Origin of the sequence: Pandoraea commovens, from assembly GCF_902459615.1 — a bacterium.
In the GTDB taxonomy this organism is placed as follows: domain Bacteria; phylum Pseudomonadota; class Gammaproteobacteria; order Burkholderiales; family Burkholderiaceae; genus Pandoraea; species Pandoraea commovens.
Map to the genome: position 1 here is coordinate 705,297 of NZ_CABPSA010000001.1, position 26,663 is coordinate 731,959.

Consider the following 26,663-nt stretch of genomic DNA (forward strand, 5'->3'; position numbering starts at 1 on the left):
CCCGCAAGCTGCGGCAAGACGATCATCCGATTCTAGCGCAGCGCTACACCTCAAGCCATTCGCGACGGATCTCGTGCGCGGCCGCAAGCGCCTCCGGGGTGCCCTCGAAAACGAGCGCTCCGCGCCCCATGACGGCAACGCGCTGCGCACAACTCAGCGCGAGCGAGAGCTTCTGTTCGATCAACAAAATAGCGACGCCCGTCGCTCGCAGATCCGTGAGAATCCGTCCAATGCGAGCCACCACACGCGGCGCGAGCCCCTCGGTCGGTTCGTCGACGATCAATAAATCCGGCCCGGCCATCATGGCTCGACACAGAGAAAGCAATTGCTGCTCACCGCCCGATAGCGAAGCGGCCGGTGCATCACGACGCGGTGCCAGCTCTTCAAAGCGCTCAAAGGCCTGCGCAACCGTCATTTCCCGGCCGGAGTCGCCCGAGCCAGTCCGCTGCTTCACGACACGCTGGCCAAGCTGAAGATTCTGGAGCACCGTCAGCGGCCCGAAGACGTCGCGCGTTTCCGGCACGTAACCGATGCCCAGTCTGGCGATACGATGTGACGGCAGTGCGGTCAGCGATTGCCCGTGCCAGCGGATCTCTCCCTCGCGGGCCACCTGCCCCATGATGGCGCGAGCCAGCGTGGAGCGCCCCGCCCCATTGCGCCCAAGCACCGCCACGATCTCGCCCGGCGCGACCCGCATCGTCACACCGTGCAGCACCCGACTGCCGCGATAACCAGCTCTGACGTCGATCAACTCAAGCATCGCGGCCCTCGCTCGTTGCATCGACGTCGAATCTATCTGCGAATTCGCCCAGATACGCCATCCGCACGTCGGGATGGGTACGAATCCGGTCTGGCGTGTCACACGCGATCACGACACCGCGCGCCAGCACCGCGATTCGGTCGGCAAGCGAGAACACGACCTGCATGTCGTGTTCGATCATGAGCAGCGAGCGCCCCCGGCTCAGTTCGGCGATCAGTGACACCATGCGCACCGACTCCGACTGGCTCATACCGGCGGTCGGCTCGTCGAGCAGCATCACGTCGCCCGCCGATGCCGCGCACAAACCGACCTCCAGCACACGCTGCTCTGCGTAGCTCAACGCCCCCGCAGGCACATCGCGCCGGGCCTCCAGCCCAAGACGTTCGAGCCATGCTTCGCTGCGCCGGGTCACATCGTCCAGACCCCGCATGCGCCGCCAAAATGTGTAACGATGGCCGCTCGGCCAAAGACCTGCGCACCGCAAATGGTCGATCACACTCATCTGGCCGAACAGTTGCGACGTCTGAAAGCTGCGCGACAACCCGAGTCTGCTGATGACATGGGGCGGGCGGCCCGTCACATCGCGATCATGCAACAGCACTCGCCCACTATCGGGACGCGTTCTTCCCGTGATGACATCGAACAGCGTGCTTTTCCCTGCGCCATTGGGGCCGATGATGGCAAGCCGCTCGCCGGGCGAGAGCGTGAGATCGACACCCCCCAGCACCTGTGTGCGTCCGAACGCTTTACCGATCCCCCGAACGCTCAGCGCCTGTGCCGGGGTCGCCGCCGAATCCGCAAGCATGACGAATGGGCTCATCGCAGGACCTCCGCCGTCACCGCGCCGTCGCCGATCTTGCGGCGCAAACGACGCCCTGCAAACGTCAGGATGACCCCACCCGCAAGACCCGCAACGACAGCGAGCATCCACGCGCCCACGCCCAAACGATGGCGCAGGCCGCCGGTCGACACGCCGTCGACGGCAAGGCGTGCGTCATAGATCATTTCGATGATCGCGACACCGGCAAACAGTGTCAGCACGACGCCCACACACACGGCTGCGTAAGGCTTCCAAAGCTTGCGGAGTCTACCGTCACGCCATGCCTGCCAATGCGCCGCCAGCAGGCCCGCCATGCCACCCGGCACGAACACCACGACGACTAGAAATCCCAGACCGAGATAGAGCTGCCACGCACGCGTCATCGTGGCGAGCACGACGGTCGCAAACACCCCAACGACAGCCCCGAGCATCGGCCCGATGAAATACGACACCCCGCCCAGCACCGTAAAGACGAGCACAATGCCGGAGCGTTCCAGACTGAATGTGTCGGCGCTCACCAGTTCGAAATTCATCGCACCCAATGCACCGGCCACGCCTGCGAACGCTGCCGCGAGGATCTGCATCCGGTATCTCACAGCGGCAGGCGACTGGCCGAGGAATGCGACCCGCACCGGATTGTCGCGCACGGCGCGCGCCAGAAATCCCAGCGGCGTGCGTGTCACGCCAAACATCATGCCCGCAGAGATGAACAACCAGAAAGCGACCAGCCCATAGACTTCGCGCTGCGTCGCGAATGTCACGCCGAACCATGCAGCGCCAAGCGTGCGGTCGGTGGGAATGCCACGCTCGCCACCGAACCACTCGGGCAGCATCGCTGCCATCACCCAGACAAGCTCAGCCACACCGAGCGTGATCATGGCGAATGTCATCCCGGCCCGACGCGTCGTGACATACCCAAGCGTGGCGCCCGCGACGCCCCCGGCCAGCGCCCCCGCGAACGGCACGAGCGCCATCGACACCGGCAACCCCTGAATGCCGATGCGATTCATGCACCATACTCCGGCATACGCCCCGATGCCCGCGTAAGTCGCATGACAAAAACTAAGCAGGCCCGTTGAGCCAAGCAGCAGATTGAAGGAGAGCGCAAGAATCGCGGCCGTCCCCATTTGCGTCATCAGGGTCAGCGCCGCGTCGGACGGAAAACACCACGGGGCCACACACAGGATGGCGGCAAAGGCACCCCACACGGCGACCCGGCAGCGCCACGACGCAGGACTCGCGGGCGACGCATGTGGCGCGTTCACGATCACCTCGTCCATCACCCCTCCCTCACGCCGAATAGCCCGCGCGGCCGCCACAACAGCACCGCGACCATGAGCAGATAGGGGACGGCCGGTGCCAGTTGCGCAACGCTCAGATGCAACAAGGGCGACAGGAACGACAGGGGTGAGACGGTGTCACCGGCTCCGCCGCTCGACCACCATTGATCGAGTGTCGCGTCGCTCGTCACTGCCCAGGTTTGCAGCAACCCGATCAGCACCGACGCGACGAAAGCGCCGCCCAGCGAACCGAGGCCACCGACGACCACGACGACGAACACCACGCTGCCCACCGTCGCAGCCATGCCCGGCTCCGTCACCAACACGTTGCCGCCTGCCGCACCGGCAAGCGCGGCCAGCGCCGCACCGCACGCGAACACCCCGGTATACAGAGAAGGCACGTCGTATCCCAGCGCCTGCGTCATGGCTGGCTGCGACAGCGCCGCCTGCAGGATCAGCCCGGCGCGTGTCGCACGAAATGCTACCCAGACGAGCAGCGCAATCGCACAGGCAAGGCCCATCAGGAACAGACGGTAGGCCGGCACCGCAACCCCGCCCACGTGAACGAGCACGCCTTCGAAGGCTGTTGGCACACCATAGTCGACCGGCCCTCGGCCCCATGCCAGCTGCACCAGCTCAACCACGATATAGGCCAGCCCGAACGTGGCGAGCAATTCCGCCAGAGCACCGCGCGCGCGCAGACGTCTCAGGACGACGCGCTCGAACACCGCGCCCGCAACGCCGACCGCCAGCGGTGCAACGATCAGCGCCGCCCAGAAACCGACCACGCCCGATAACGCATAAGCAAAGTACGCGCCGAGCATGTAGAAACTGGCATGCGCGAAGTTCAGCACGCCGAGCATGCTGAAAATCAGCGTGAGTCCGCTGGACAGCATGAACAGCAGCAAGCCGTAGCTCACACCGTTCACCAGTACGAGGCCGGCGGTGGCACTCAGCAGATGCACTGCGTCTCCTTCGGAAAGCCAATGAAAGACGCGGCGCAAGCGCCGCATCGGGGGAAATTCAGGGTGACATTATAGAGGGGACGTGCCGCCGGAATGGCCCCGGATCGCCCGAAAAACGGCGTCAATGCTGGATTTCGGACGACGAGCACCGCTGAGTCGGAAGATTCCGATTCGGTCTGCGGTGCACGCCGCCCTCACCCCGGAAACGTCACGTCGTCGCCTCGTAATCGCGGAATTTCTCCCGCAACTTGAGCTTGAGCATCTTGCCCGTCGCCGTATGCGGAATCTCGTCGACGAAGACGACGTCGTCCGGAATCCACCATTTCACGACACGCCCCTGATAGAACGCCAGCACGTCCTCACGGCTGAGCGTCGAGCCGGGCTTGCGCACGACCACCAGCAACGGCCGCTCCTCCCATTTGGGATGACGAATCGCAATGCATGCGGCTTCATGAATCTCCGGATGCGCCATAGCGACGTTCTCGACGTCGATGGAACTGATCCACTCGCCGCCGGATTTGATGACGTCCTTGCTGCGATCCGTGATCTGCACATAGCCTTCCGGGTCGATGGTGGCCACGTCGCCGGTCGGGAACCAGCCGTCGATCAGCGGCGACGCGTCGGCGCGGAAATATCGGTCGAGCACCCAGGGCCCGCGCGCGTGCAGATCGCCAAACGCTTTGCCGTCCCACGGCAACGCCTCACCGTCGGGCCCCACGATCTTCAGATCGACACCGTAAATGGCCGTCCCCTGCTTCTCCAGAATGTGCTGCTGCTCCGACTCAGGCAGTTCGCGATGATGCTTACGAAGGTGGCACAACGTGCCGAGCGGCGACATTTCGCTCATGCCCCACGCATGAATGACGCGAACGCCGTAATCCTTTTCGAACGATTGCAGCATGGCGGGCGGGCAAGCCGAACCGCCGATGACCGTTCGTTCCAGCGTGGAAAAACGGGCCCCGATCGATTTCACGTACGTCAGCAACCCAAGCCAGACGGTAGGCACGCCTGCCGAGAACGTCACCCCCTCGGCTTCGAAGAGTTCGTAGAGCGATTTGCCGTCAAGATCCTTGCCGGGGAACACCAGCTTTGCGCCGGTGAGCGCACTGGAGTACGGCAGCCCCCACGCGTTCACATGGAACATCGGGACCACAGGCAGGACGGCGTCGCGCGCCGACATGCACATCGCATCGGGCAGCGACGCGCCGAACGCATGCAGCACCGTCGAGCGATGGCTGTACAGCACGCCTTTCGGATTGCCCGTGGTGCCCGACGTGTAGCAAAGCCCGGACGCCGTGTTCTCGTCCATCGACGGCCACGCGAAGTCACCGTCCTCCGCGGCGATCAGGTCTTCATAACAAAGCAACTTCAAATTCGACGCAGGCATATGGGCCGCATCGGTCATCGCGATCCAACCCTGCACGCCCGGGCACAGCGGCGCAATCGCTTCGACCAGCGGCAGGAAGTTGATGTCGAACGCGACGTAGCGGTCTTCGGCATGCCCCACGATATAGGCGATCTGCTCCGGGAACAGTCGGGGATTGACGGTGTGCACCACGCTGCCCATGCCGGAGACGGCGTAGTAAAGCTCAAGATGCCGGTAACCGTTCCATGCCAGCGTGCCCACGCGCTCGCCGTCGCTCACGCCCAGACGGCGCAGGGCCTGAGCCAGTTGACGGGCGCGCTGCTCGGCGTCGCGCCAGGTATAGCGATGAATATCGCCCTCGACACGGCGCGACACGATCTCGGTGTCGCCGTGGTGGCGGGCGGCATGCGTGAGCAGCGAGGAAATCAGGAGCGGCGCGGCCATCATCTGGCCGAGGAGCGGTGTTGCCATACGTCGAATCTCCAGAAAAGTCGGAAAAACCGGAATTACGGGGATACGTCGGGGAACAACAATGGAAAGACTGAACAGCGAGCGATTGAAAAGCGGCAAGAGCGTCGATGAGAAAGCCGTGTTCGGAAATCATTCTTGACGTGCACGCTCGCCCGGTCAACGCTCATCGCTTGTGCGGCGCAACACGGGCAACGCCCCGCCAGTGTACGCAAGCCGGCAGCAAGCAACGGACACCTCAAGTAGAATGTTTGTTCACCATCAGGAACGTCCCCAATGCCGGCTACCGACCGCTCCGCCACTGTTTCCGCCTCGCTCAAACCGTTCGGACCGCTATCGTTGGCGAACCGTTTCGCGACGCTCGGCACCGAGTTCTTTACCCGTCTGCCGCCCCAGCCGCTCCCCGCGCCCTACCTTGTCGGTTTTTCCGCCGATGCCGCGCGTCTGCTCGGCTGGTCGCCGGACGCCGCGCGCGATCCGGAATTCCTTGCCACGTTCGGGGGCAATACCCCACTGGTCGGTGGCGATCCACTCGCCAGCGTCTACTCCGGGCATCAGTTCGGCGTGTGGGCCGGTCAGTTGGGCGACGGCCGTGCGCTGTTGCTCGGTGAATCGGACGGCCCCGGCGGGCGTTGGGAGATTCAGCTCAAAGGCGCCGGTCTCACACCGTATTCGCGCATGGGCGACGGACGCGCCGTGCTGCGCTCGTCCATCCGCGAATTTCTCGGCTCGGAAGCCATGTTTCACCTCGGCGTGCCGACCACACGTGCCCTGTGCGTCATCGGTTCGGACGCACCGGTGCGCCGCGAGACGATTGAGACCGCGGCAGTCGTCACGCGTCTGTCGCCGAGCTTCATCCGCTTCGGCCATTTCGAGCACTTCTGGGCAGGCGATCAGTACGAAGCCTTGCGTCAGCTTGCCGACTTCACGATCGATCACCACTATCCGCACTGCCGCGAGGAAGCCAACCCCTATCTCGCCCTGCTGAGCGCCGTATGCGACGCGACGTCCGAACTCGTGGCGCACTGGCAGGCCGTGGGCTTCTGCCACGGCGTGATGAACACCGACAACATGTCGATTCTCGGTCTGACGATCGATTACGGCCCGTTCGGTTTTCTCGATGGCTTCAACGCGCATCACATCTGCAATCACTCCGATACCCAGGGACGTTACGCCTATCAGGCGCAACCGAACGTCGCGTACTGGAACCTGTTCTGTCTGGCGCAGTCGCTGCTGCCGCTGTTCGGCGAAGGTGAAGCGGCCGTCGAACAGGCAAAATCGGTGCTGCCCGTTTTCAAAACGCGCTTTGCCGAAGAAATCGACCTGCGCATGCGTGCCAAGCTGGGCCTGCGCGAATCGCACGCCGACGACGAGGCGCTCATCAATCGGCTATTCAAGCTAATGCACGAAGGGCGCGTCGATTTCACGCATCTGTTCCGCACACTGGCGACGTTGCAGCTGGACAACCCCGACGCGGACGCCCCGCTGCGCGACATGTTCATCGACCGTCCCGGATTCGACGCGTGGGCTGTCGATTACCGCGCGCGTCTGCGCCATGAGGCCAGCACGGACGCGAAACGCGCCGTGGCAATGCGGCTCGTCAACCCGAAATACATCTTGCGCAACCATCTGGCGGAAGTGGCCATTCGTCGCGCCAATGAGAAGGACTTCTCCGAGGTCGATACGTTGCTCAAGGTGCTTTCGCATCCGTATGACGAACAACCCGAATTCGAGCGCTACGCTGAATTGCCGCCCGACTGGGCCGGTCAGTTGGAAGTGAGCTGCTCGTCTTGATTTTTTTGGGGTTCGGCGCGCCGCGCACGTGGTGTGACCACGCGTTGCAAAGACAGGTTTTGTCCCCATATTGGCTTCCTGACACGCTGAATCCCTTTGAACCCGACTGAACGTAAGCGACGCACGGTGACCCACGCCGTGCTGGCGCCCCACAGGAGATTTCTATGAGCAAAGTGGAAAAGACCGACGCCGAATGGCGTGCCCAACTCGACGACGTCGAGTACCAGATCACCCGTCACGCGGCGACCGAGCGTGCCTTTACCGGCCGTTACTGGGATCACTGGAAGGACGGCACTTACCGGTGTGTGTGCTGCGGCGCGCCGCTGTTCGAGTCGACCGAGAAGTTCGATGCCGGATGCGGCTGGCCGAGCTATTCCAAACCGATCGAGGGCGCCGGAATCGACGAAATCGCCGATTACAGTCATGGCATGGTGCGTGTGGAAGTGCGCTGCCACAATTGCGACGCTCACCTCGGGCACGTTTTTGAAGACGGACCGCAGCCGACCGGCCTGCGCTATTGCATCAACTCGGCATCGCTGAACTTTGAGGACAAAGCTGGAGAGTCCGACAAGCAGAAAGACGATTGAGGGTAATCTTCTGCATAGCGGACGCTACGGCGTCCGCTTTCAAAAGGCGGCCACGCGCCGCTGAATCACGGTGAATCGGCGTGAATTTCGCGCCTTTCTCGCGCAATTGGCAACTTCTGGCCTTAGTCTTGCGTCCACCTGACTTTTTACTGGGAGCCCATGTCATGTCCAAGAAATCCGAACGCCGCCTTAGCCTCGCCGTCGCCGCCTCGCTGATTGCCGGCGGCGTCATGCTTAGCGCCCCGGCGCACGCGCAAATCAATGTACCGCAAGCCGGCACGACGGCCGGAGGCAGCGTTGCCGTACCGTCGGCTATGCCGCGCGCCGTGACGGTCGAGCAGGCGCTCAAGGCTCCGAAGGATATGGAGGCCGTCATCGAGGGGCACATCGTCAACCGGATCAAGCACGAGCACTACACGTTCCAGGACGCTTCCGGCTCGATTGAGATCGAACTCGACGATAAATACCTTCCGACGGGGCAGCAGATTACCCCGCAAACGCTGGTGCGCATCTTCGGCGAGGTGGACACCCACCGCATGAAGCCGAACGATATCGATGTGAAGCGCATCGAAATCGTCAAGTAACCGACACGCTTCTCCGTTCCCGGCACGGGCCTTTGAAATATAATGCGGGTTTGCGCCCCGGCCTTTGCGTCGGGGGCGCAAACCTCCGAAGCCCCCAAGCCGAGACTTCATGAAATTTCTCTTCGACCTGTTACCGGTCATCCTGTTTTTCGTCGCCTTCAAATTCGCTGGCATTTACGTTGCGACCGGCATCGCGATCGTCACGACGATCGCTCAGGTTATCTGGATGTGGTTGCGCCACCGTAAGGTGGAACCCATGCAATGGGTGAGTCTTGCGATTATCGTGGTGTTCGGCGGCGCGACCATGCTGCTGCACGACGAGACCTTCATCAAGTGGAAACCCACTGCGCTTTACTGGCTCTTCGGCGTCACGCTGTTCGTTGCGGAACTGATGTTCGACAAGAATCTGATTCGCGCGATGATGGAAAAGCAAATGGCGCTGCCCGAGCATCTGTGGCGCGCCGTGAATTTCAGCTGGGCGCTCTTCTTCCTCGCGATGGGCGTGCTCAATCTGGTCATCGCCTATCACTTCTCCACCGACACGTGGGTCAACTTCAAGCTCTTCGGCGGCATGGGCCTCATGGTCGTGTTCATCGTCGTGCAGAGCCTGTGGCTCGCGAAGTACATCAAACAGGACGAGTAACGTCGTCTGTCAGGAAGCCTCCGCCATGACCATGGAACAGCAGATCGAAGCGCGGCTCACCGCTGCGCTCTCCCCGCTCGAGTTTGCGCTTGAGAACGATAGCGCACGGCACGCCGGACACGCTGGCGCCGCCTCGGGCGGGCATTACAACGTGCGTATCGTCTCCGCCGCGTTTACCGGACGTAACCGCGTTGCGCGGCACCGCCTGGTGTATGATGCGCTAGCCGATTTGATGCAGAACGGCATTCACGCCCTCGCCATCGTTGCGCTCGCCCCGGGCGAAGCGTAACTAGCCTGCGACGCGTCCCCCGTCGATTAATCTTGCCTTCGTCATTCGTTAGGAAAAACAGCATGGCATTGAAACTCGCCCGCACGGCACTGGCGCTCGGCGCAGCCGTGTCGCTGACCGCCGTCTCCCTCCCCGCCCTCGCCCAGAACGTCGCCGTCGTGAACGGCACGCCGGTGCCTGTGGCGCGCGCCGACGCCATGTTGCGCGACATGGTCCGTCAGGGTCAGCCGAACTCGCCGCAACTGCAACAGCAAGTGCGCGAAGAACTGGTCAAGCGCGAAGTGCTCGCGCAGGCAGCCATCAGCAAGGGTCTGGCGACCGACCCGAGCGTCAAGCAGCAGCTCAAGCTGGCCGAGCAAGGCGTGCTGATCCGCGCACTCATCACCGACTTCCAGAAGACGTCGCCGATCACGGACGCTGACCTGCAAGCGCGTTACGACCAGTTGAAGAAGCAGTTTGGCGACAAGGAATATCACGCACGTCACATTCTGGTGCCGAGCGAAGATACGGCCAAGGACATCATTGCGAAGCTCAAGGGTGGCGCGAAGTTCGCCGACCTCGCCAAGCAGTACTCGAAGGATCCGGGTTCGGCACAAAATGGTGGCGACCTCGACTGGTCGCCGGCCAACGCTTACGTGCCTGAGTTCGCCGACGCGCTGCAAAAGTTGCAGAAGGGTCAATACTCGCAAACGCCGGTGAAGACGCAGTTCGGCTACCACGTGCTCGAACTGGACGACGTGCGCGACGCACAGATTCCGCCGCTGGCAGACGTCAAGCCGCAGCTCGTACAGCAGATGCAGGAAGAGAAGCTGCAAGGCTTCATCGAAGGCCTGGAAAAGAAGGCCAAGATTCAGTAAGGCCGCGCTGCAAATCGATACGAAAATCCCGCCACTCGGCGGGATTTTAGTTTATGGGCACCGGACGTAAAAAAACCGTCTTCCCCTTATCAGGAAAGACGGTCTTTCAGACTTACCGCATCAAGCGAGGCACGCGCTCACCGCGCAACTCGTCAAGCCACCCAGCGGCGCGCGTTGCGGAACATGCGCATCCACGGGCTGTCTTCGCCCCACTGCTCCGGTGCCCAGCTCATTTGCACGGTGCGGAACACACGCTCCGGGTGCGGCATCATCACCGTGAAGCGACCGTCGCCAGTCGTCACTGCCGTCAGACCGCGCGGCGAACCGTTCGGGTTGTACGGATACTGTTCGGTCGGCTGACCGCGATGGTCGACGAAACGCATCGCCGCAATCGCCTGGTCGATGTTGCCCTGCTGACCGAAGTTGGCGAAGCCTTCACCGTGTGCGATCACGATCGGCAATTGCGAGCCCGCCATGTCCTTGAAGAACAGCGACGGCGAATCGAGCACTTCCACCTGCGTCAGACGCGCTTCGTACTTCGATTGGTTGTACGTGAACTTCGGCCATGCCGCCGCTCCCGGAATCAGGTTCGACAAGTTGCTCATCATCTGGCAACCGTTGCACACACCCAGCGCGAACGTGTCGGCGCGATTGAAGAAGCCCGCGAATTGCTCGGCCAGCGACGGGTTGAACAGGATCGTCTTCGCCCAGCCTTCACCCGCACCCAGCGTATCTCCGTACGAGAAGCCACCGCACGCGATAAAGCCCTTGAATGCTTCGAGCGAGTGACGGCCCGCAAGCAGATCGCTCATGTGCACGTCGTAAGCCTCGAAACCGGCCTTGTCCAACACGTAGGCCATTTCCAGGTGCGAGTTCACGCCCTGCTCACGCAGCACAGCCACCTTCGGACGTGCGCCCGATGCGATGAACGGTGCCGCGACGTCTTCGCTCGGATCGAACGTCACCTTCGGCGAGAGGCCCGGGTCGCTCGTGTCGTTCAGCGCTTCGTACTCGGCGTCCGCTGCGGCCGGATTGTCGCGCAGACGCGCAATCCGCCAGCTCACTTCCGTCCATACGCGTTGCAGCTCGGCACGCGAGGCACCAAAGACCTTCTTGGCATCGCGATAAATTTCGATGACGTCGTTCGTGTTCGGCTTACCGATCACGTTCGTGCACGACGACAGACCGGCTTCGCGCAGCGTCTGCAAGACGGCGTCGCGCTCCGAAGCGCGCACCTGAATCACGCCGCCGAGTTCTTCCGAGAAGAGCGCGCGCAGCGTCTTGTCTTCACGACGGCCGACGGTCTGCTTCGCCCAATCCTTGGCGTCGCCGTAATCCGACTCGAAGCCTTCGTCGAGCGTGAGCATGTCGACGTTGAGCGACACGCCAACGTGACCGGCGAACGCCATTTCGGCGACCGTGGCGAACAGACCGCCGTCCGAACGATCGTGGTACGCGAGCAGCTTGCCGTCGCTGTTGAGTTTCTGGATGGCGTCGAAGAAACGCTTGAGATCTGCGGGGTCGTCCAGATCGGGCGTCACGTCGCCGATCTGCTGCGTCACCTGCGCGAGGATACTGCCGCCCAGACGATTCTTGTTGTGGCCCAGATCGATGGCGATCAGGACCGTCTCGCCCGCGTCAGCGACCGAGCGCAGTTGCGGTGTGAGATGGCCGCGAACGTCTTCGATCGGTGCAAACGCCGACACGATCAACGAGACAGGCGCGACAACATCCTTGTTGCGACCGGCGTCATCCCACTTGGTGCGCATCGACAGCGAATCCTTGCCGACCGGGATCGACAGCCCCAGCGCCGGGCACAGTTCCATGCCGACGGCCTTCACCGTGTCGAACAGCGCAGCGTCTTCACCTTCGGTGCCGCACGCGGCCATCCAGTTGGCCGACAGCTTGATCTGATCCAGCGACGTAATCGGTGCGGCGGCAATGTTGGTGATGGCTTCACCGACTGCCATGCGGCCCGATGCCGGTGCATCGATCACCGCCAGCGGCGTGCGCTCGCCCATCGTCATTGCTTCGCCGCGATAACCCGCGAAGTCCATCAGCGAGATGGCGCAGTCGGCCACCGGCACCTGCCACGGGCCGACCATCTGGTCGCGGGCCGTCAGGCCGCCCACAGTACGGTCGCCGATGGTGATGAGGAACGACTTGCTCGCCACCGTCGGGTGACGCAGCACGGCACGCGCCACTTCGTCCAGCGACAGACCAGTGACATCCACCGGCGGGAGTTCGTGCTTCACACGCGTGACGTCGCGGTGCATGCGCGGCGGCTTGCCGAGCAGCACGTCCATCGGCATATCGACCGGGTCCGGCGATTCCGGATGCATCGGGTCGACCAGCTTCAGTTGACGCTCATCCGTAGCGACACCCACGACCGCCACCGGGCAGCGCTCGCGCTGGCAGATTTCCTGGAATGCCGGGAAGCTATCCGGTGCGATGGCGAGCACGTAGCGCTCCTGCGCTTCGTTACTCCAGATTTCGGCGGGCGACATGCCCGACTCTTCCAACTGCACCTGACGCAGATCGAAACGTGCGCCCTTGCCTGCACCGTCGACCAGTTCGGGGAATGCATTCGAGATGCCGCCTGCGCCCACGTCGTGAATCGACAGGATCGGGTTGGCTTCGCCCTGACGCCAGCACCAGTTGATGACTTCCTGCGCACGGCGCTCGATTTCCGGGTTGCCACGCTGCACCGAGTCGAAGTCGAGTTCAGCCGTGTTGGTGCCCGTCGCCATCGAGCTGGCCGCGCCACCGCCCATGCCGATGCGCATGCCCGGGCCGCCGATCTGGATCAGCAGCGTGCCGGCCGGCAGGTCGTGCTTGTGCGTGTGTTGCGCGGCGATATTGCCCATGCCGCCCGCGATCATGATGGGCTTGTGATAGCCACGCACACGACCGCCCACATTCTGCTCGTAGGTACGGAAGTAGCCGCCCAGATTCGGACGGCCGAATTCGTTGTTGAACGCAGCGCCGCCGAGCGGGCCGTCGATCATGATTTGCAGCGGCGACGCGATGCGGTCCGGACGACCGTAGTCGGCACCGGTGTCATCAGGCTTGCGCAGCGACGGGGGCACGGCCACGTCGCGGTCGTTTTCCCACGATTCACGCGCATCCGGCAGCGCCAGATTCGACACGGTGAAGCCCGTCAAACCGGACTTCGGCGTGGATCCACGGCCCGTCGCGCCTTCGTCGCGAATCTCGCCGCCCGCGCCCGTCGACGCACCCGGGAACGGCGAAATTGCCGTCGGGTGGTTGTGCGTCTCGACCTTCATCAGCGTGTGCGTCAGTTCGACGCTGCGGCCGTACTTGCCGTCGGCACCGCGCGGATACCAGCGCTCGACTTCGGCGCCTTCCATCACCGAAGCGTTGTCCGAATACGCCACCACCGTGCCCTGCGGGTGCAGTTGGTGCGTGTTCTTGATCATCTTGAACAGCGTCAGGTCCTGACGCTCGCCGTCGATGGTCCAGTCGGCATTGAAAATCTTGTGACGGCAGTGCTCGCTGTTGGCCTGCGCGAACATCATCAGTTCGACGTCGGTCGGATTGCGTTTCAGGGTGGTGAACGCGTCGACCAGATAGTCGATTTCGTCTTCGGCCAGCGCCAGACCCAGATCGCGGTTCGCGGCTTCGAGCGCGCTGCGGCCCACGCCGATCACGTCGACCGTCTGCAGCGGCTTGGCCGGCAGTTCGACGAAGAGCACTTCGGCATCCTTGCGCGTCGCGACGACGGTTTCGGTCATGCGGTCGTGCAGGACGGCGGCCACTCTGGCGAGCACGTCGGCGGCGAGCGACTTCTTGCCGCCCAGCAGGCCCGACTTCACGCCGATCGTGTATTCGACTGCACGCTCGATGCGGCGCACGTGATCGATGCCGCAGTTGCGGGCGATATCCGTCGCCTTACTTGCCCACGGCGAAATCGTACCCAGACGCGGAATCACCAGCAGTTGGTCGCCCACCGGTTCTTCGCGCACCGGTTCACCGTAAGTGAGCAGACCGGCGACGCGGGCGACATCGTCACCCGACAGCGGCTCGGCGCTGGCGACCAGGTGGACGTAGCGTGCATCGATGCGCACGATCGAACTGTCGATGGCTTGCAGGGTCTGCAGAAGACGTTGCTGGCGGAATTCGGAGAGCGCCAAGGCGCCGGCGAAGCAGGCAATGTGAGTCATGGAAGGACGGAAGGCGAGGCGTTCAGAACGCGGGGGAACGACAAACCGGGATTATACCCTGCTTACCCCGGGTTATACCCGAGTGCGCGACAGGCAATCTGCGTTGCGTCCCGCCCTGTGAGGGCGTCTCTCTGGTAACCTATGCGCCCCGTATCCACTCGGGCCGCAAAACCCGGTTCATGCAGCTCACCGGCCATTCGGCACGTCAAAAAACGACACTAACAAGCGAACGAACGGGCGTTCGCCACACACCAGACGGTTGGGAATGAAGGTCATCGTTATCGGCGGCGGGGTCATTGGCACGTGTACTGCCTACTATCTGGCCGCCGCGGGGCACACGGTCACGCTCGTCGAGCGCAATAGCACGGTTGCGCAAGAGAGCAGCTTCGGCAACGCAGGCGTTATCGCCCCGGGCTACGTCACGCCCTGGGCGGCACCCGGCATGCCGCGCAAGCTGCTGGGCTACATGTTCAGCGCCGCCAGCCCGCTCATCTTCCGCCCCGGCCTGTCGGCCGGCACGTGGCGCTGGGCCGCCCGCTGGCTGCGCGAGTGCAAGATCGACCGCTATCGCGCCAATCGCGAACGCATGCAGCGCCTCGCGTTCTACAGCCAGCGCTGCCTGCACGAACTGCGTGAATCTCACATTTTCGAATACGAACATACGCAGGGCTATCTGCAATTGTTCCGTACCGAACGCGAAATCAAGATGAACGAGCCGGCGCGCGCCATGCTCGCCGAGAATGAAGTGCCGCACCGGCTGCTGAGCGCCGAGGAGTGCCGCAAGCTCGAACCGGCGATTTCCACCGATGCGCCGCTTGCCGGCGGCCTGCATCTGCCGCGCGACGAGACCGGCAACTGCCCGCTCTTTACCAAGCGCCTTGCCCAGATCGCACGCGACATGGGCGTCACGCTCGCCACAGAGACGACGGTCCTCTCCGTGCGACCGAACGTTGGTCGTGCCGGTGTCAGTGTGGAGACGGCCAGTACTGCCCAGATGGGGCAAACATCGACGCTCGAAGCGGATGCCGTCGTGATCGCCGCAGGTGTGGCGAGCACCACGCTGCTGCGCCCGCTCGGTATCGACCTGCCGCTGTGGCCGATCAAGGGCTACTCGATCACGGTGCCGGTCAAGACCGAACTGTTCAGCCCGCGAATCGCCGTCATGGACGAGTCGTACAAGACCGCCATCACCCCGCAGGGCAACCGCTTGCGCATTGCGGGCACGGCCGAGCTGGGCGATACGCAGCTTGTGCTGCGCGAGCGCGCCATCGCTACACTTTACAAAGTGGCGACCGACTGGTTCCCCGGCGCAGGCAAATACCGCGAGGCGCGGGCGTGGGTCGGTGCGCGTCCGATGCTGCCGGATGGCCCGCCGCTGCTCGGCGCAACGCATCTGCCCGGCATTTTCCTCAACGTCGGCCACGGCTCGACCGGCTGGGCGATGGCCTGCGGCTCGGGACGCGTCCTCGCTGACGTCATCTCCGGACAAACGCCCGATATCGATCTGAACGGGCTGACGCTCGCTCGATACGATCGCTGAGCGCTGACCGGGCGGAAACGACGGGGGATTCCCCCCCTTTCCCGCTCGGTACGCTGCGTCGGCGATTGCCGACACGGTGTCGGGATTCACACTGACAGTCGAAGCGGCGCGTTGACGGCATAATTCCCAGATAGGCACGCCAAGCGCGGCGACATCCCCGACGCCTCTTGTCCCCCCGACAGGGATCGAACGGGGCGCGTCGTGCGCTGCGACGCCACGTCCATTGCCCTAGATTCCGGGAGCTTCGCCTGCCATGTCCGATTCCCCGCGCGCAACGCATTCCCTCCCAGACACCGTATCAACGACCGCTGCCGCCACCGCGTCGCTCGACCTGCATCTCCCCGCCACACTGCGCGACGTGGAGCGCGCTGCCGCCGCGAAGCTGGCACCCCACACCCTGATGGCGCGCGCCGGTGCGGCCATTGCACATTGGCTTTACGGTCGCCTCCCCGCTCTCGCAAGCGCTGGACGTCAACCCGTACTGCTGCTCGCTGGCCCAGGGAACAACGGCGGAGACGCTTACGTTGCCGCTCGCGAATTACACCGTCGAGGCGTGCTGGTCGACGTGTGGCAACTCTCGCCACCCTCGGCAGACGATGCCCGCTGGGCGCTCGGCGAAGCCCTCGCTGCCGGTGTGCCGGTGCGGCCTGCGCCGACCACCTGGCCGCAGCCTTTGGCCTACGCGTGGATCGTCGACGGCCTGTTCGGCATCGGCCTGTCCCGGCCCCTCGACGGCGCAGCCGCCACACTGGTCGATAACATTGCCTACGCACACACAGAAGGCACGCCGGTACTCGCCATCGACATTCCCAGCGGATTGCTTGCCGCCACTGGCATGGCTGACGGGCCGGTCATCCGGGCCGATGCGACGATAGCGATGATCGGTGCCTGCCCGGGACTCTTCACCGGCATCGGGCGCGACGTCGCAGGTGACGTGCTCGTTGCCACCCTGGGCGCCCACGATGCATTCGCGGAAGTACCGGCGCGAACGCCCATCGCCACTATCGCGCCCGACGCGTTTCGCGCGCATTTGCCACATCGTCACCATGCGTCGCACAAGGGCAGCTACGGTTCGCTGGCGGTCCTCGGCGGGTTTGATGGCATGGTGGGTGCACCGATGCTCTCTGCGCGCACGGGCCTGATGACCGGTGCCGGTCGCGTGTTTGTCGGGTTCGTCGCGCACGACGCCCCCGCGTGGGATCCGGTGCACCCCGAGTTGATGCTGCGACACGCCGAGAATCTCGATCTCGCGACCATGCAGGCGGTGTCCATCGGCCCCGGACTGGGGACATCGGCTGCCTCCGCCGCTTGCCTTTCCCGCGCATTGGCACTGGACGATACGCCGCTGGTGATCGACGCCGACGCGCTCAACCTGCTGGCCGCCGAACCGGCGCTCGCGGAGCGGGTGCGTCGCCGCGCCGGACCGACGGTACTCACGCCGCATCCGTTGGAGGCCGCCCGGCTCGCAGGCTGCGACGTCGCCCGCATCCAGTCAGATCGACTCGCTTGCGCCCGCGCATTGGCGCAGCATTTTGGCGCGACGGTCGTGCTCAAGGGATCGGGCACCGTCGTAGACGATGGCGCAACAACGTGGATCAATACGACCGGCAATGCCGGGCTGGCGACGGCCGGCACCGGCGACGTGCTGACCGGCGTCATCGGCGCGCTGCTGGCGCAAGGTATGCCCGCGACGCAAGCCGCGTTGGCGGGCGTGTGGATTCACGGACGCGCCGCCGATCGATGCGTGCGAGAAGGTGTGGGGCCGGCGGGTCTGACGGCGTCGGAACTCTTGCCGGCGATCCGCACCGAACTGGCCATGGCAAGCGTCATCCACGCATAGCACCGTCCTTCGCTGCCCTTAGCCGCATTTCAGCGTGATTTCGCGGTGACTCCCGTTATACTTCGCTTTATCGAAATGGCCATATCGCACATGCCGTACAAGACATCCGTTCGTCTGGACCAACTTCCCGCCTGGCGCGCCCTGCTCGAACACCGCGACGAAATCGCTGCACAACACATGCGCGACTGGTTCGCCGGTGCAGGTGCCAACACCCGTGTCGACAATTTTTCGCTGCACGCGGCCGGGCTGTATCTCGATTACTCGAAGAACCGCATCACGGACAAAACGCGCACGCTCCTCACCCATCTCGCGCGTGAATGCCACGTGCCCGCCAAGCGCGACGCCATGTGGGCCGGGGAACACGTCAACGTCACGGAGAATCGCGCCGCACTGCATATTGCGTTGCGTGCCCCCAAGGGCGTAACGTTTCGCGACACCTCAGGCGAAGTCAGCAGCGGCGTCGGAGAGACGCTCGCACGCATGCGCGACTTCAGCGAACGCGTTCGTGACGGCCGCTGGGTCGGCGCGACGGGCAAGCGCATCAAGCATCTGATCAACGTCGGCATCGGCGGCTCGGATCTCGGCCCGCGCATGGTGTGCGATGCCCTCGCCGTCTACGGCCGTGAAGACCTCTCGGCGAACTTCATCGCCAACATCGATCCGACAGAGCTCGCGCGTACGTTGCCGGCGCTCGACCCTGAAGCCACGCTCGTCGTGGTTTGCTCGAAAACGTTCACGACGCTCGAAACCATGACGAACGCGCGAACCATTCGCGCGTGGCTCATTCAGAACGGCATTCCCGAGAGCGGTCTCGACAAGCACTTCGTCGCGGTCTCGACCAATGTGGACGAGGCGATGCGATTCGGGATTCTTCGCGAGAACGTGTTCCAGTTCGGCGAATGGGTGGGTGGACGTTACTCGCTGTGGTCGTCCGTCGGTCTGATCGTCATGCTGTATCTGGGTGCGCAACATTTCGAAGCACTGCTCGCCGGTGCGCACGCGATGGACGAACATTTCCGTCACGCGCCGCTCGAAGCGAACATGCCGGTGCTGCTCGGCCTGCTCGGCATCTGGTATCGCAATTTCTTCGACGCACAGACGCTCTCCATCGCACCGTACACGGACGCACTGCAAAAGCTGCCGCCGTATCTCCAGCAGCTCGACATGGAGAGCAACGGCAAGTCGGTACAGATCGACGGTTCGCCCGTCGCCTGGCAGACGGCACCGATCATCTGGGGCGAGCCGGGTACGAACGGCCAGCACGCCTACTTCCAGATGCTGCATCAGGGCACGACGCTCGTGCCGGTCGATTTCATCGCCGTGCTCGAACCGCAATACGATCAACCGGCCTATCTCGACCACCATCGCAAGCTGCTGGCGAACTGCTTCGCGCAAAGCGAGGCATTCCTTCAGGGCGGCTCGATGGCAACGCCCGAGCAGGCCGGCGGCCCGTTGGGTGCGCAACGTTGCTTCGCAGGCAATCGTCCGAGCAATACGCTGGTGATCGATAAGCTAACGCCCGAACGCCTTGGCGCGTTGATCGCGCTCTACGAACACAAGGTGTTCGTGCAGGCTGCCATCTGGAATATCAATCCGTTCGATCAGTGGGGTGTGGAACTGGGCAAGACCCTGTGCCGCGCGATCGAGCCGGAGCTGCTCGATCCGGACTCGCTCAAGTCGGACGCTCACGACGCCTCCACGGCATCGCTGATCCGCATTGCAGGGAACGCGCTGAAGAAGAAGGGGTAATAGGACTACAGGGGGCCGGAGACTTTCCGGCAAACGCTTGTGGATTCGTCAGATCCCAACGAAAAGAGAAGCCATTGCGGCTTCTCTATTCGTTTCAGGCGACGTCAGTCAAGCGGGCGATCCTCAGAATCCCGCGCCGGAATCGCGTGTCAGATCGCTGCACCATTCACGACGCGCCCGCCCGCAAGCTGCACCGTCGCGTCACAACGCTGCGCAATCGCCAGATCGTGCGTCACCAGCACCAACGTCGCGCCACTCGCTTCGTTGAGCGAGAACATCAGTTCGATGACCCGCTCGCCCGTGGCCGTGTCGAGACTGCCTGTCGGCTCGTCGGCGAACAGCACGGCAGGCGCCGTCACAAACGCGCGTGCGAGCGCCACACGCTGCTGCTCACCGCCCGAGAGTTGCTTCGGATAGTGCGTCAGGCGCGACCCTAAGCCCACTTGCTCCAGCAATTTGACGGCACGATTGCGAATCTCCCGTGTCTCACCCAACAGCTCGAGCGGCAACATCACGTTTTCGAGTGCTGTCAGGTGCGGCATCAGTTGAAAGGACTGGAAGACGAAACCAACGGCCCCTCGTCGCAACGCGGCGCGGCCCTCTTCGTCAAGCTCACCGAGCGACTTGCCCAGCAGCGTGATGCTGCCGTCGGTCGCGGTGTCGAGCCCGGCCATCAGACCGAGCAGCGTGGACTTTCCGGACCCCGACGCTCCCACGATGGCCACGCTCTGGCCTCTCGCGACGGAGAAGTCGATATCCTGCAAAATGACTAGCTCGCCGGTGGCATCACGCAACCGTTTGCCCAGGCCCCGCACTTCAATTACGTTTTCGGAAAACGACATGGCAAGAAGAGAGTTCTTGAAATTGGCCGCATCAGCCGCCGTTGGCTGGTGCATGCTGACAGGGACCGCGGCGAACGCGGCAAGTTCTGGCGCGCCGACAATTCTCGTCGTGGGCGACAGCCTTTCGGCGGAATATGGCATCGCGCGCGGTGCCGGCTGGGTCAATCTGATGCAGCAGACGATCACGCAGAGTGGCTACGATTATAACGTCGTGAATGCCAGTATCAGTGGCGACACGACGAGTGGCGGGCGCTCCCGTCTCGCCCCGTTGCTCGAACGCTATCACCCCGCCGTGACCATCATCGAACTGGGGGGCAACGACGCACTGCGCGGCATTCCGCTCGATCTCACCCGCACCAATTTGCGCGAGATGGTCGCCGCGTCGCGCAAGATCGGCAGCCGTGTGATCGTGGTCGGCATGCGCATCCCGCCGAACTACGGTCCCGACTATAGCGAGCAATTTTTCACCATGTTCTCGACCATCGCCAAGCAGGAAAAAACCGGCTACGTGCCGTTCTTGCTGGCGGGCGTCATCGAACATCAGGACTGGTTCCAGCAAGACCAGATTCATCCGCTCGCCAAGGCGCATCCGCAGATTCTGCAAAATGTCTGGCCAACGGTGAAACCGCTGCTCAAACCCGCCGCCGCCGCAACGCCCGCCAAACCATCCGCGAAAGCCCCAGACTCACGCGCATCAAAGTCCGGCGCATAAAAAAACGGCCAACTCAGTTGGCCGTCTTCCTTTGGCTGAGGGATCGTACGCTACACGATCCTCCCGCGATCAGTTACTCGTCGCCTTGGTCACGTCGTTCACGACCTTGACCTTCGAGCGCGCCCGCAGATCACCCACCCAGGCATTCCACTCGGCCTGCGCAGCCAGTTGATTGAGCTGTTGCGCTTCGGCCGCCAGACGCTGCGGATCTTGCGTCGCCGGCTGCGACACCTTGCTGATGCGATACACGGCGTAGCCCTGACCTTCGCCCAGCGACACACCCACGTAGGCGGGCAACTTGCTGGTGTCCGCACCGAAAATGGCGGTCAGTGCCGTCGGCACCAGCTTGCCCGGATTGTCGCGCGAGACGGTTTGCGCGGCGCCGAACGTCGCATCGCCACCCTTCTTGAGCGCTTCCAGTTTCGCTTCGCCTGCCTTCTTGGCTTCCTGCTCGGCCAGATCCGCAATCGCCTTCTGCTTCACTTGCGCTTCGATCTGATCGAGCGGCGGCGTGGCAGCCGGGTGATACGCCACGATGCGAGCCGACACCAGCACGCCTTGTCCCACGTCCACCGCTTCGGTGTTGCGCTTGTTTTTGAGCGATTCGTCGCCGAACACTGCCTTCAGCAGCTTCTCGTTGCCGAGCGGACTCTGGGCCAGTGCAGCATCCGGCGTACGCGTTACCTTGGCGGTCTGCACCTTCAGGTTCAGTTTGTCGGCCACCGGTTGCAGGCTGTCCGGCTGTTCGTACACAGCGTTCGTGAACTGGTCTGCAAGCTTGGCGTAGCCCTTCGCGGCTTCCTGCTGACGATACTGATCGGCCAGTTGCGACTTCACTTCGTCGAACGACTTCGTCTGCGCCGGCTTGATGCCCGTGAGCTTGATGATGTGATAACCGAAGTCGCTCTTCACGACATCGCTCACTTCACCTTCGCTCTTGAGTGCGAATGCGGCATCGGCAAACGGCTTGACCATAGCGTCGCGCGCGAAGAAGCCGAGGTCACCACCGTTGCCCTTCGAACCCGGGTCTTCCGAGTTCTCGCTGGCCAACTTGGCGAAGTCGTTCGGATTCTTCCTGATCTGCGCGAGGATCGCGTCAGCCTTGGCCTTCGCCTTGGCGTGGTCGGCCGGCGACGCATCTGCCGGCGAGGCAATCAGAATGTGCGATGCACGGCGCTCTTCCTGCGTCGTGTATTGCTTCAGATTGTCGTTGTACATCTTGCGCAGCACATCGTCGCTCGGCGCAGTTTGCGCCGATGTCGGCATGGCCTTCGGATCGAGCACCACGTACTGGATCTCAGCCGACTCCGGCGTCTGGAATGCAGCCTTGTGCGCGTCGTAATACGCCTGAATCTGCTGCTGCGTCGGCACGATCTTGCCGGCGAAGTCCGTCAGCGGGAAGTCCAGCGCCGACACTTCGCGCTGCTGCGAACGCAATTGTGCGAAACGTTCGAGCACCGTCTTCGGCAGCATCGCGCTCGCCTGCACGCTCGACGGCAATTGATTCGACGCCAGTTCGAAACGAATCTGCGCTTCGAGACGCTGCGGCGTCAGGTTCTGCGCGGACAGCAGTTGCTCGTAAGCAGCCTGATCGATCGAACCGTCTGCACGGCGCAGCTGCGCAATCGCGGGAATGGCGAGGAGCGCCTCACGCACTTGCGCGTCGGGCACCGACAAATTCTTCTTGAGGGTTTCCTGTTGCAGCAGCTTTTGCTGGATCAGATTGTCCAGCACTGCACTGCGCATTTCCGGCGTGTTGATCTGGCCCGCGTCGACGGCGCCGCCGAACATCTGCTGCATGCGCTCCGTTTGCGCGCGCAGCACGCTGTCGTACTCCTGGCGCGTCACAGTCTGATCGCCGACCTTGGCGATCGTACCGGCATCCGAGGCGTATTCCTGCCAGCCATGAACGCCAAACACCACGAACGACGGGACGATCAGCACCGTCAGGAAGATGAGGACCAAGCGTTGGTGACGGCGAATGAAGTCGAACATACGAAATCGGAAGAGTCGTCTGGATGCGTTTTATGACGCTATATGGCAAAAAAGGCGAACCGAAGTTCGCCTTTTCACAATTTGGCGGAGCGGACGGGGCTCGAACCCGCGACCCCCGGCGTGACAGGCCGGTATTCTAACCAACTGAACTACCGCTCCCCAAGATCTGGAACTGGTGGGTGCTGAGGGGCTCGAACCCCCGACCTACGCCTTGTAAGGGCGCCGCTCTACCAACTGAGCTAAGCACCCGTTCCCGATTTTAGTCTTGTTCTTGCTGCCTCCTGCCGAAGCAGGAAAGCTCGTTAGTTTACTGCATCTTTGAGATCTTTGCCAGGGCGAAATTTCGGAACCTTCGCCGCCTTGATCTTGATGGGTTCTCCCGTGCGCGGATTGCGTCCCGTACGAGCGGCGCGCTTGGCGAGATGGAACGTACCAAAGCCGACCAGCGTCACGTCGTCACCCTTCTTCAGCGCTTTCTTTACTGCACCCACCAATGCGTCAAGCGATCGGCCTGCGGCAGCTTTCGAAATATCTGCCTGTTCAGAGATGTGCTCGATCAGTTCCGTCTTATTCACTGTAACCCCCTTGCAAGGATAGTAGGCGATTGAGCCGCGGAGGCGCTCTTTGCGCGCCTTGACATTGATCTGAGAGGTCCGCTGGCTTTGCCATTAGACAAGCCGCAAACCCTGATGTCAAGCCGTTTTGCGGCGTTCTGACTGCATCGGAAGCACTCCTGAATCAGTGCTTGCCGGACGTTATTTTCGAGCACTTTGCGTGAATAAAAAAAGCCCGGGGGAAAACCCCGAGCTTTTTGAACGTTTTTCTATCGGGCTAGGACCGCACTGCGATCCATCGCCCGACGAAACCCGCTTAGTGCTTGATGACGTCCTGCTTGCCGCTCGCGTCTGCGTTCGGCGTCACAGGCGCTGCCTTGGCTTCTTCTTCCGGCAACGGCGCCGGTGCATGCTCCAGTGCGAGTTCAAGCACCTTGTCGATCCAGCGCACCGGCACGATCTCCAGCGCGTTCTTGACCGTATCCGGAATCTCGGCGAGATCCTTCACGTTCTCTTCCGGAATCAACACGAGCTTGATGCCACCGCGATGCGCTGCGAGCAGCTTCTCCTTGAGACCACCGATCGGCAACACTTCGCCGCGCAGCGTGATCTCGCCGGTCATCGCCACATCCGCACGCACCGGAATCCCTGTGAGCACCGACACGAGCGCCGTCGTCATCGCGATACCAGCGGACGGACCGTCCTTCGGCGTCGCGCCTTCGGGCACGTGAATGTGGATGTCCTTCTTCTCGAACTGCTCGTCGGACACGCCGAGACGACGTGCACGCGAACGCACCACCGAGCGTGCCGCCTCGACCGACTCCTTCATCACGTCGCCGAGCGAACCCGTGCGGATAATGTTGCCCTTGCCAGGCATCAGCGCCGCCTCGATCGTCAGCAGATCGCCACCGACTTCCGTCCACGCCAGACCCGTGACCTGACCGATCTGGTTCTCCTTCATGGCCAGACCGAAGTCGAACTTGCGCACGCCGAGGAAGTTGTCGAGATTGCCGGCATCGACCTTGATCGACGAGCCATCGACCTTCTTGAGCAGCAACATCTTCACGACCTTGCGGCAGATCTTCGAGATTTCACGCTCAAGCGAACGCACACCCGCTTCACGCGTGTAGTAACGAATGATGTCGCGAATCGCGGCTTCCGTCAGATCGATTTCGCCTTCCTTCAACCCGTTGTTCTTCTTCTGCTTCGGCAGCAGATAACGCTGGGCGATGTTGACCTTCTCGTCTTCCGTGTAACCCGACAAACGGATCACTTCCATACGGTCGAGCAACGGTGCCGGAATGTTCAGCGAGTTCGATGTCGCCACGAACATCACATCCGACAGATCGAAGTCGACTTCGACGTAGTGGTCCGAGAACGTGTGGTTCTGTTCCGGATCGAGCACTTCGAGCAACGCCGAGCTCGGGTCGCCACGGAAGTCCATGCCCATCTTGTCCACTTCATCGAGCAGGAACAGCGGGTTGCGCACGGCGACCTTCGAGAGGCTCTGCAGAATCTTGCCGGGCATCGAACCGATGTACGTGCGACGGTGACCGCGAATCTCGGCCTCGTCACGCACGCCGCCCAGCGCCATACGCACGAACTTGCGGTTCGTGGCACGCGCAATCGACTGACCGAGCGAGGTCTTACCGACACCAGGGGGCCCGACCAGGCACAGGATCGGCGCCTTGACCTTGTCCACGCGCTGTTGCACAGCAAGATACTCAAGGATGCGTTCCTTGACCTTCTCGAGACCGAAGTGGTCTTCGTCGAGCACCTTCTCGGCGTTCGTCAGATCGTTATTGACCTTGCTCTTCTTGCGCCACGGCAGACCGACCAGCGTGTCGATGTAGTTGCGCACGACAGTCGCTTCTGCCGACATCGGCGACATCAGCTTGAGCTTCTTGAGTTCGGCGTCGGCCTTCTTCTTGGCTTCCTTGGGCAGGTGCGCTGCCTTGATGCGCTTCTCGAGTTCTTCGAGATCCGCACCCTCTTCGCCTTCACCCAGTTCCTTCTGGATCGCCTTGACCTGCTCGTTCAGGTAGTACTCGCGCTGGCTCTTTTCCATCTGGCGCTTTACGCGGCCACGAATGCGCTTTTCCACCTGGAGAATGTCGATCTCGCTCTCGAGCTGCGCGAGCAAATGCTCAAGGCGCTCGATGACCGGGAACATCTCCAGAATCTTCTGCTTCTGCTCCAGCTTGAGCGGCAGGTGTGCGGCGATGGTGTCAGCCAGACGACCCGCTTCGTCGATGCCCGACAGCGACGTCAGGATCTCCGGCGGAATCTTCTTGTTGAGCTTCACGTACTGATCGAACTGCGCCACGATCGCACGACGCAGGGCCTCGGATTCCGGCGAATTGCCGTCGTCCGGCTCAAGCGGCATGACTTCCGACGTGAACTGGGTTTCTTCTTCGTCCACACTCAGGGTGCGGGCGCGTTGAATCCCTTCGACGAGCACCTTGACGGTGCCATCGGGCAGTTTGAGCATTTGCAGGATGTTCGCCACGCAGCCGATCTCGTAGAGATCCTTGGACGTGGGCTCATCCTTGGCCGCGGCTTTCTGCGCGACCAGCATGATGTGCTTGCCGCCTTCCATCGCGGTTTCAAGCGCTTTAATCGATTTCGGACGCCCCACGAAAAGGGGAATCACCATGTGCGGAAACACGACCACGTCGCGCAGAGGCAACAGGGGCAGTTGAATCGCTTCGGGCGGGAGGATTTGGGTGCCTGACATCTCGTTCCCCATATTTAACGATACCGTTGTGTTCCAGCTAATTGAGGCCGCCGGCGAGAATTACAAGAGGCTGGAAAAGCCCTTTCGCCAACAAGTT

The 26,663-nt window shown here is 62.7% G+C and carries 20 protein-coding genes, 2 tRNA genes and 1 pseudogene; 10 read left to right on the forward strand and 13 right to left on the reverse strand.

What is annotated here, in order from left to right; genetic code table 11:
* Window positions 1–43 precede the first annotated feature (43 nt).
* The 6 genes and pseudogenes from PCO31010_RS03090 to PCO31010_RS03110 form a co-directional block, all read right to left on the reverse strand.
* Complete coding sequence (locus PCO31010_RS03090) at window positions 44–760, reverse strand: ABC transporter ATP-binding protein (RefSeq protein ID WP_150662933.1); 717 nt, start codon at window positions 758–760, stop codon at window positions 44–46.
* Complete coding sequence (locus PCO31010_RS27160; RefSeq protein ID WP_411829173.1) at window positions 753–1,037, reverse strand: ABC transporter ATP-binding protein C-terminal domain-containing protein; 285 nt, start codon at window positions 1,035–1,037, stop codon at window positions 753–755. Before PCO31010_RS27160 ends, PCO31010_RS03090 begins: the two co-directional genes overlap by 8 nt.
* Window positions 1,026–1,469, reverse strand: a pseudogene (locus PCO31010_RS27165) (ATP-binding cassette domain-containing protein); the annotation flags it as partial. The pseudogene PCO31010_RS27165 and the gene PCO31010_RS27160, both read right to left, overlap by 12 nt.
* Window positions 1,470–1,576: 107 nt before the next feature.
* Window positions 1,577–2,860, reverse strand: coding sequence for a branched-chain amino acid ABC transporter permease (locus PCO31010_RS03100; protein WP_150662934.1), 1,284 nt, complete (start codon window positions 2,858–2,860; stop codon window positions 1,577–1,579).
* Complete coding sequence (locus PCO31010_RS03105; RefSeq protein WP_246184471.1) at window positions 2,860–3,756, reverse strand: branched-chain amino acid ABC transporter permease; 897 nt, start codon at window positions 3,754–3,756, stop codon at window positions 2,860–2,862. The genes PCO31010_RS03100 and PCO31010_RS03105 overlap by 1 nt, the downstream gene beginning before the upstream one ends.
* 277 nt (window positions 3,757–4,033) lie before the next feature.
* Window positions 4,034–5,662 carry a 3-(methylthio)propionyl-CoA ligase gene (locus PCO31010_RS03110; protein WP_150662936.1) on the reverse strand — a complete coding sequence of 543 codons (1,629 nt, stop codon included), beginning with the start codon at window positions 5,660–5,662 and terminating at the stop codon, window positions 4,034–4,036.
* A gap of 273 nt (window positions 5,663–5,935) precedes the next feature.
* Here PCO31010_RS03110 and PCO31010_RS03115 point away from each other — a divergent pair, with 273 nt between their 5' ends.
* The 6 genes from PCO31010_RS03115 (at window position 5,936) to PCO31010_RS03140 (ending at window position 10,413) form a co-directional block, all read left to right on the forward strand.
* Window positions 5,936–7,453: a protein adenylyltransferase SelO gene (locus PCO31010_RS03115; protein WP_150662937.1), complete on the forward strand. Its 1,518-nt coding sequence runs from the start codon at window positions 5,936–5,938 to the stop codon at window positions 7,451–7,453.
* 164 nt (window positions 7,454–7,617) lie between these two features.
* The gene (msrB, locus tag PCO31010_RS03120; protein ID WP_150662938.1) at window positions 7,618–8,040 is read left to right on the forward strand and encodes a peptide-methionine (R)-S-oxide reductase MsrB; all 423 of its coding nucleotides are present in this window, start codon (window positions 7,618–7,620) and stop codon (window positions 8,038–8,040) included.
* A gap of 80 nt (window positions 8,041–8,120) precedes the next feature.
* On the forward strand, window positions 8,121–8,624 hold the full coding sequence (locus tag PCO31010_RS03125; protein WP_150662939.1) for a NirD/YgiW/YdeI family stress tolerance protein: 504 nt from the start codon (window positions 8,121–8,123) through the stop codon (window positions 8,622–8,624).
* A 109-nt stretch (window positions 8,625–8,733) separates the two neighbouring features.
* Window positions 8,734–9,267 carry a septation protein A gene (locus PCO31010_RS03130; protein WP_039397990.1) on the forward strand — a complete coding sequence of 178 codons (534 nt, stop codon included), beginning with the start codon at window positions 8,734–8,736 and terminating at the stop codon, window positions 9,265–9,267.
* A 25-nt stretch (window positions 9,268–9,292) separates the two neighbouring features.
* Window positions 9,293–9,556 carry a BolA family protein gene (locus PCO31010_RS03135; protein WP_039397988.1) on the forward strand — a complete coding sequence of 88 codons (264 nt, stop codon included), beginning with the start codon at window positions 9,293–9,295 and terminating at the stop codon, window positions 9,554–9,556.
* Between the two features lie 62 nt (window positions 9,557–9,618).
* Window positions 9,619–10,413, forward strand: a complete 795-nt coding sequence (locus tag PCO31010_RS03140; RefSeq protein WP_150662940.1) for a peptidylprolyl isomerase — start codon at window positions 9,619–9,621, stop codon at window positions 10,411–10,413.
* Between the two features lie 152 nt (window positions 10,414–10,565).
* On the opposite strand, the gene purL is transcribed toward PCO31010_RS03140, so the two are convergent.
* Window positions 10,566–14,597 (reverse strand): phosphoribosylformylglycinamidine synthase, encoded by a 4,032-nt coding sequence (gene purL, locus PCO31010_RS03145; protein WP_150662941.1) that lies wholly within the window; start codon window positions 14,595–14,597, stop codon window positions 10,566–10,568.
* Window positions 14,598–14,862: 265 nt separating this feature from the next.
* On the opposite strand from purL, the gene PCO31010_RS03150 reads away from it, so the two are divergent.
* From PCO31010_RS03150 to pgi, 3 genes are all read left to right on the forward strand, one after another.
* Window positions 14,863–16,137 carry a D-amino acid dehydrogenase gene (locus tag PCO31010_RS03150; RefSeq protein WP_150662942.1) on the forward strand — a complete coding sequence of 425 codons (1,275 nt, stop codon included), beginning with the start codon at window positions 14,863–14,865 and terminating at the stop codon, window positions 16,135–16,137.
* A gap of 253 nt (window positions 16,138–16,390) precedes the next feature.
* Window positions 16,391–17,977 (forward strand): NAD(P)H-hydrate dehydratase, encoded by a 1,587-nt coding sequence (locus PCO31010_RS03155; protein WP_150662943.1) that lies wholly within the window; start codon window positions 16,391–16,393, stop codon window positions 17,975–17,977.
* Between the two features lie 90 nt (window positions 17,978–18,067).
* Window positions 18,068–19,726, forward strand: a complete 1,659-nt coding sequence (pgi, locus tag PCO31010_RS03160; protein WP_150662944.1) for a glucose-6-phosphate isomerase — start codon at window positions 18,068–18,070, stop codon at window positions 19,724–19,726.
* 149 nt (window positions 19,727–19,875) lie between these two features.
* Here the strand turns inward: pgi and PCO31010_RS03165 are convergent, their stop codons facing one another.
* Complete coding sequence (locus PCO31010_RS03165; RefSeq protein ID WP_150662945.1) at window positions 19,876–20,568, reverse strand: ABC transporter ATP-binding protein; 693 nt, start codon at window positions 20,566–20,568, stop codon at window positions 19,876–19,878.
* A gap of 52 nt (window positions 20,569–20,620) precedes the next feature.
* Here PCO31010_RS03165 and PCO31010_RS03170 point away from each other — a divergent pair, with 52 nt between their 5' ends.
* Window positions 20,621–21,280 (forward strand): arylesterase, encoded by a 660-nt coding sequence (locus PCO31010_RS03170; RefSeq protein ID WP_150662946.1) that lies wholly within the window; start codon window positions 20,621–20,623, stop codon window positions 21,278–21,280.
* 69 nt (window positions 21,281–21,349) lie between these two features.
* On the opposite strand, the gene PCO31010_RS27065 is transcribed toward PCO31010_RS03170, so the two are convergent.
* From PCO31010_RS27065 to lon, 5 genes are all read right to left on the reverse strand, one after another.
* Entirely contained in the window at window positions 21,350–23,275 is a 1,926-nt protein-coding gene (locus PCO31010_RS27065) for a SurA N-terminal domain-containing protein (protein WP_150662947.1), read from the reverse strand.
* Window positions 23,276–23,357: 82 nt separating this feature from the next.
* Window positions 23,358–23,434: transfer RNA gene (locus tag PCO31010_RS03180), tRNA-Asp, on the reverse strand.
* A gap of 14 nt (window positions 23,435–23,448) precedes the next feature.
* A tRNA-Val gene (locus PCO31010_RS03185) sits at window positions 23,449–23,524 on the reverse strand.
* A gap of 53 nt (window positions 23,525–23,577) precedes the next feature.
* Window positions 23,578–23,880 (reverse strand): HU family DNA-binding protein, encoded by a 303-nt coding sequence (locus PCO31010_RS03190; protein WP_484549327.1) that lies wholly within the window; start codon window positions 23,878–23,880, stop codon window positions 23,578–23,580.
* Window positions 23,881–24,145: 265 nt separating this feature from the next.
* On the reverse strand, window positions 24,146–26,566 hold the full coding sequence (lon, locus tag PCO31010_RS03195; protein ID WP_150662948.1) for an endopeptidase La: 2,421 nt from the start codon (window positions 26,564–26,566) through the stop codon (window positions 24,146–24,148).
* Between the last annotated feature and the right edge of the window lie 97 nt (window positions 26,567–26,663).

Coding starts and splice junctions, on each gene's coding strand:
- PCO31010_RS03155 (WP_150662943.1), top strand. CDS start 16,391: ATGTCCGATTCCCCGCGCGCAACGCATTCCCTCCCAGACACCGTATCA.
- PCO31010_RS27065 (WP_150662947.1), bottom strand. CDS start 23,275: ATGTTCGACTTCATTCGCCGTCACCAACGCTTGGTCCTCATCTTCCTG.
- purL (WP_150662941.1), bottom strand. CDS start 14,597: ATGACTCACATTGCCTGCTTCGCCGGCGCCTTGGCGCTCTCCGAATTC.
- PCO31010_RS03130 (WP_039397990.1), top strand. CDS start 8,734: ATGAAATTTCTCTTCGACCTGTTACCGGTCATCCTGTTTTTCGTCGCC.
- lon (WP_150662948.1), bottom strand. CDS start 26,566: ATGTCAGGCACCCAAATCCTCCCGCCCGAAGCGATTCAACTGCCCCTG.
- PCO31010_RS03135 (WP_039397988.1), top strand. CDS start 9,293: ATGACCATGGAACAGCAGATCGAAGCGCGGCTCACCGCTGCGCTCTCC.
- PCO31010_RS03170 (WP_150662946.1), top strand. CDS start 20,621: ATGCTGACAGGGACCGCGGCGAACGCGGCAAGTTCTGGCGCGCCGACA.
- PCO31010_RS03090 (WP_150662933.1), bottom strand. CDS start 760: ATGCTTGAGTTGATCGACGTCAGAGCTGGTTATCGCGGCAGTCGGGTG.
- PCO31010_RS03150 (WP_150662942.1), top strand. CDS start 14,863: ATGAAGGTCATCGTTATCGGCGGCGGGGTCATTGGCACGTGTACTGCC.
- PCO31010_RS27160 (WP_411829173.1), bottom strand. CDS start 1,037: ATGCTGCTCGACGAGCCGACCGCCGGTATGAGCCAGTCGGAGTCGGTG.
- PCO31010_RS03105 (WP_246184471.1), bottom strand. CDS start 3,756: ATGCTGTCCAGCGGACTCACGCTGATTTTCAGCATGCTCGGCGTGCTG.
- msrB (WP_150662938.1), top strand. CDS start 7,618: ATGAGCAAAGTGGAAAAGACCGACGCCGAATGGCGTGCCCAACTCGAC.
- PCO31010_RS03100 (WP_150662934.1), bottom strand. CDS start 2,860: ATGGACGAGGTGATCGTGAACGCGCCACATGCGTCGCCCGCGAGTCCT.
- PCO31010_RS03165 (WP_150662945.1), bottom strand. CDS start 20,568: ATGTCGTTTTCCGAAAACGTAATTGAAGTGCGGGGCCTGGGCAAACGG.
- pgi (WP_150662944.1), top strand. CDS start 18,068: ATGCCGTACAAGACATCCGTTCGTCTGGACCAACTTCCCGCCTGGCGC.
- PCO31010_RS03115 (WP_150662937.1), top strand. CDS start 5,936: ATGCCGGCTACCGACCGCTCCGCCACTGTTTCCGCCTCGCTCAAACCG.
- PCO31010_RS03110 (WP_150662936.1), bottom strand. CDS start 5,662: ATGGCAACACCGCTCCTCGGCCAGATGATGGCCGCGCCGCTCCTGATT.
- PCO31010_RS03140 (WP_150662940.1), top strand. CDS start 9,619: ATGGCATTGAAACTCGCCCGCACGGCACTGGCGCTCGGCGCAGCCGTG.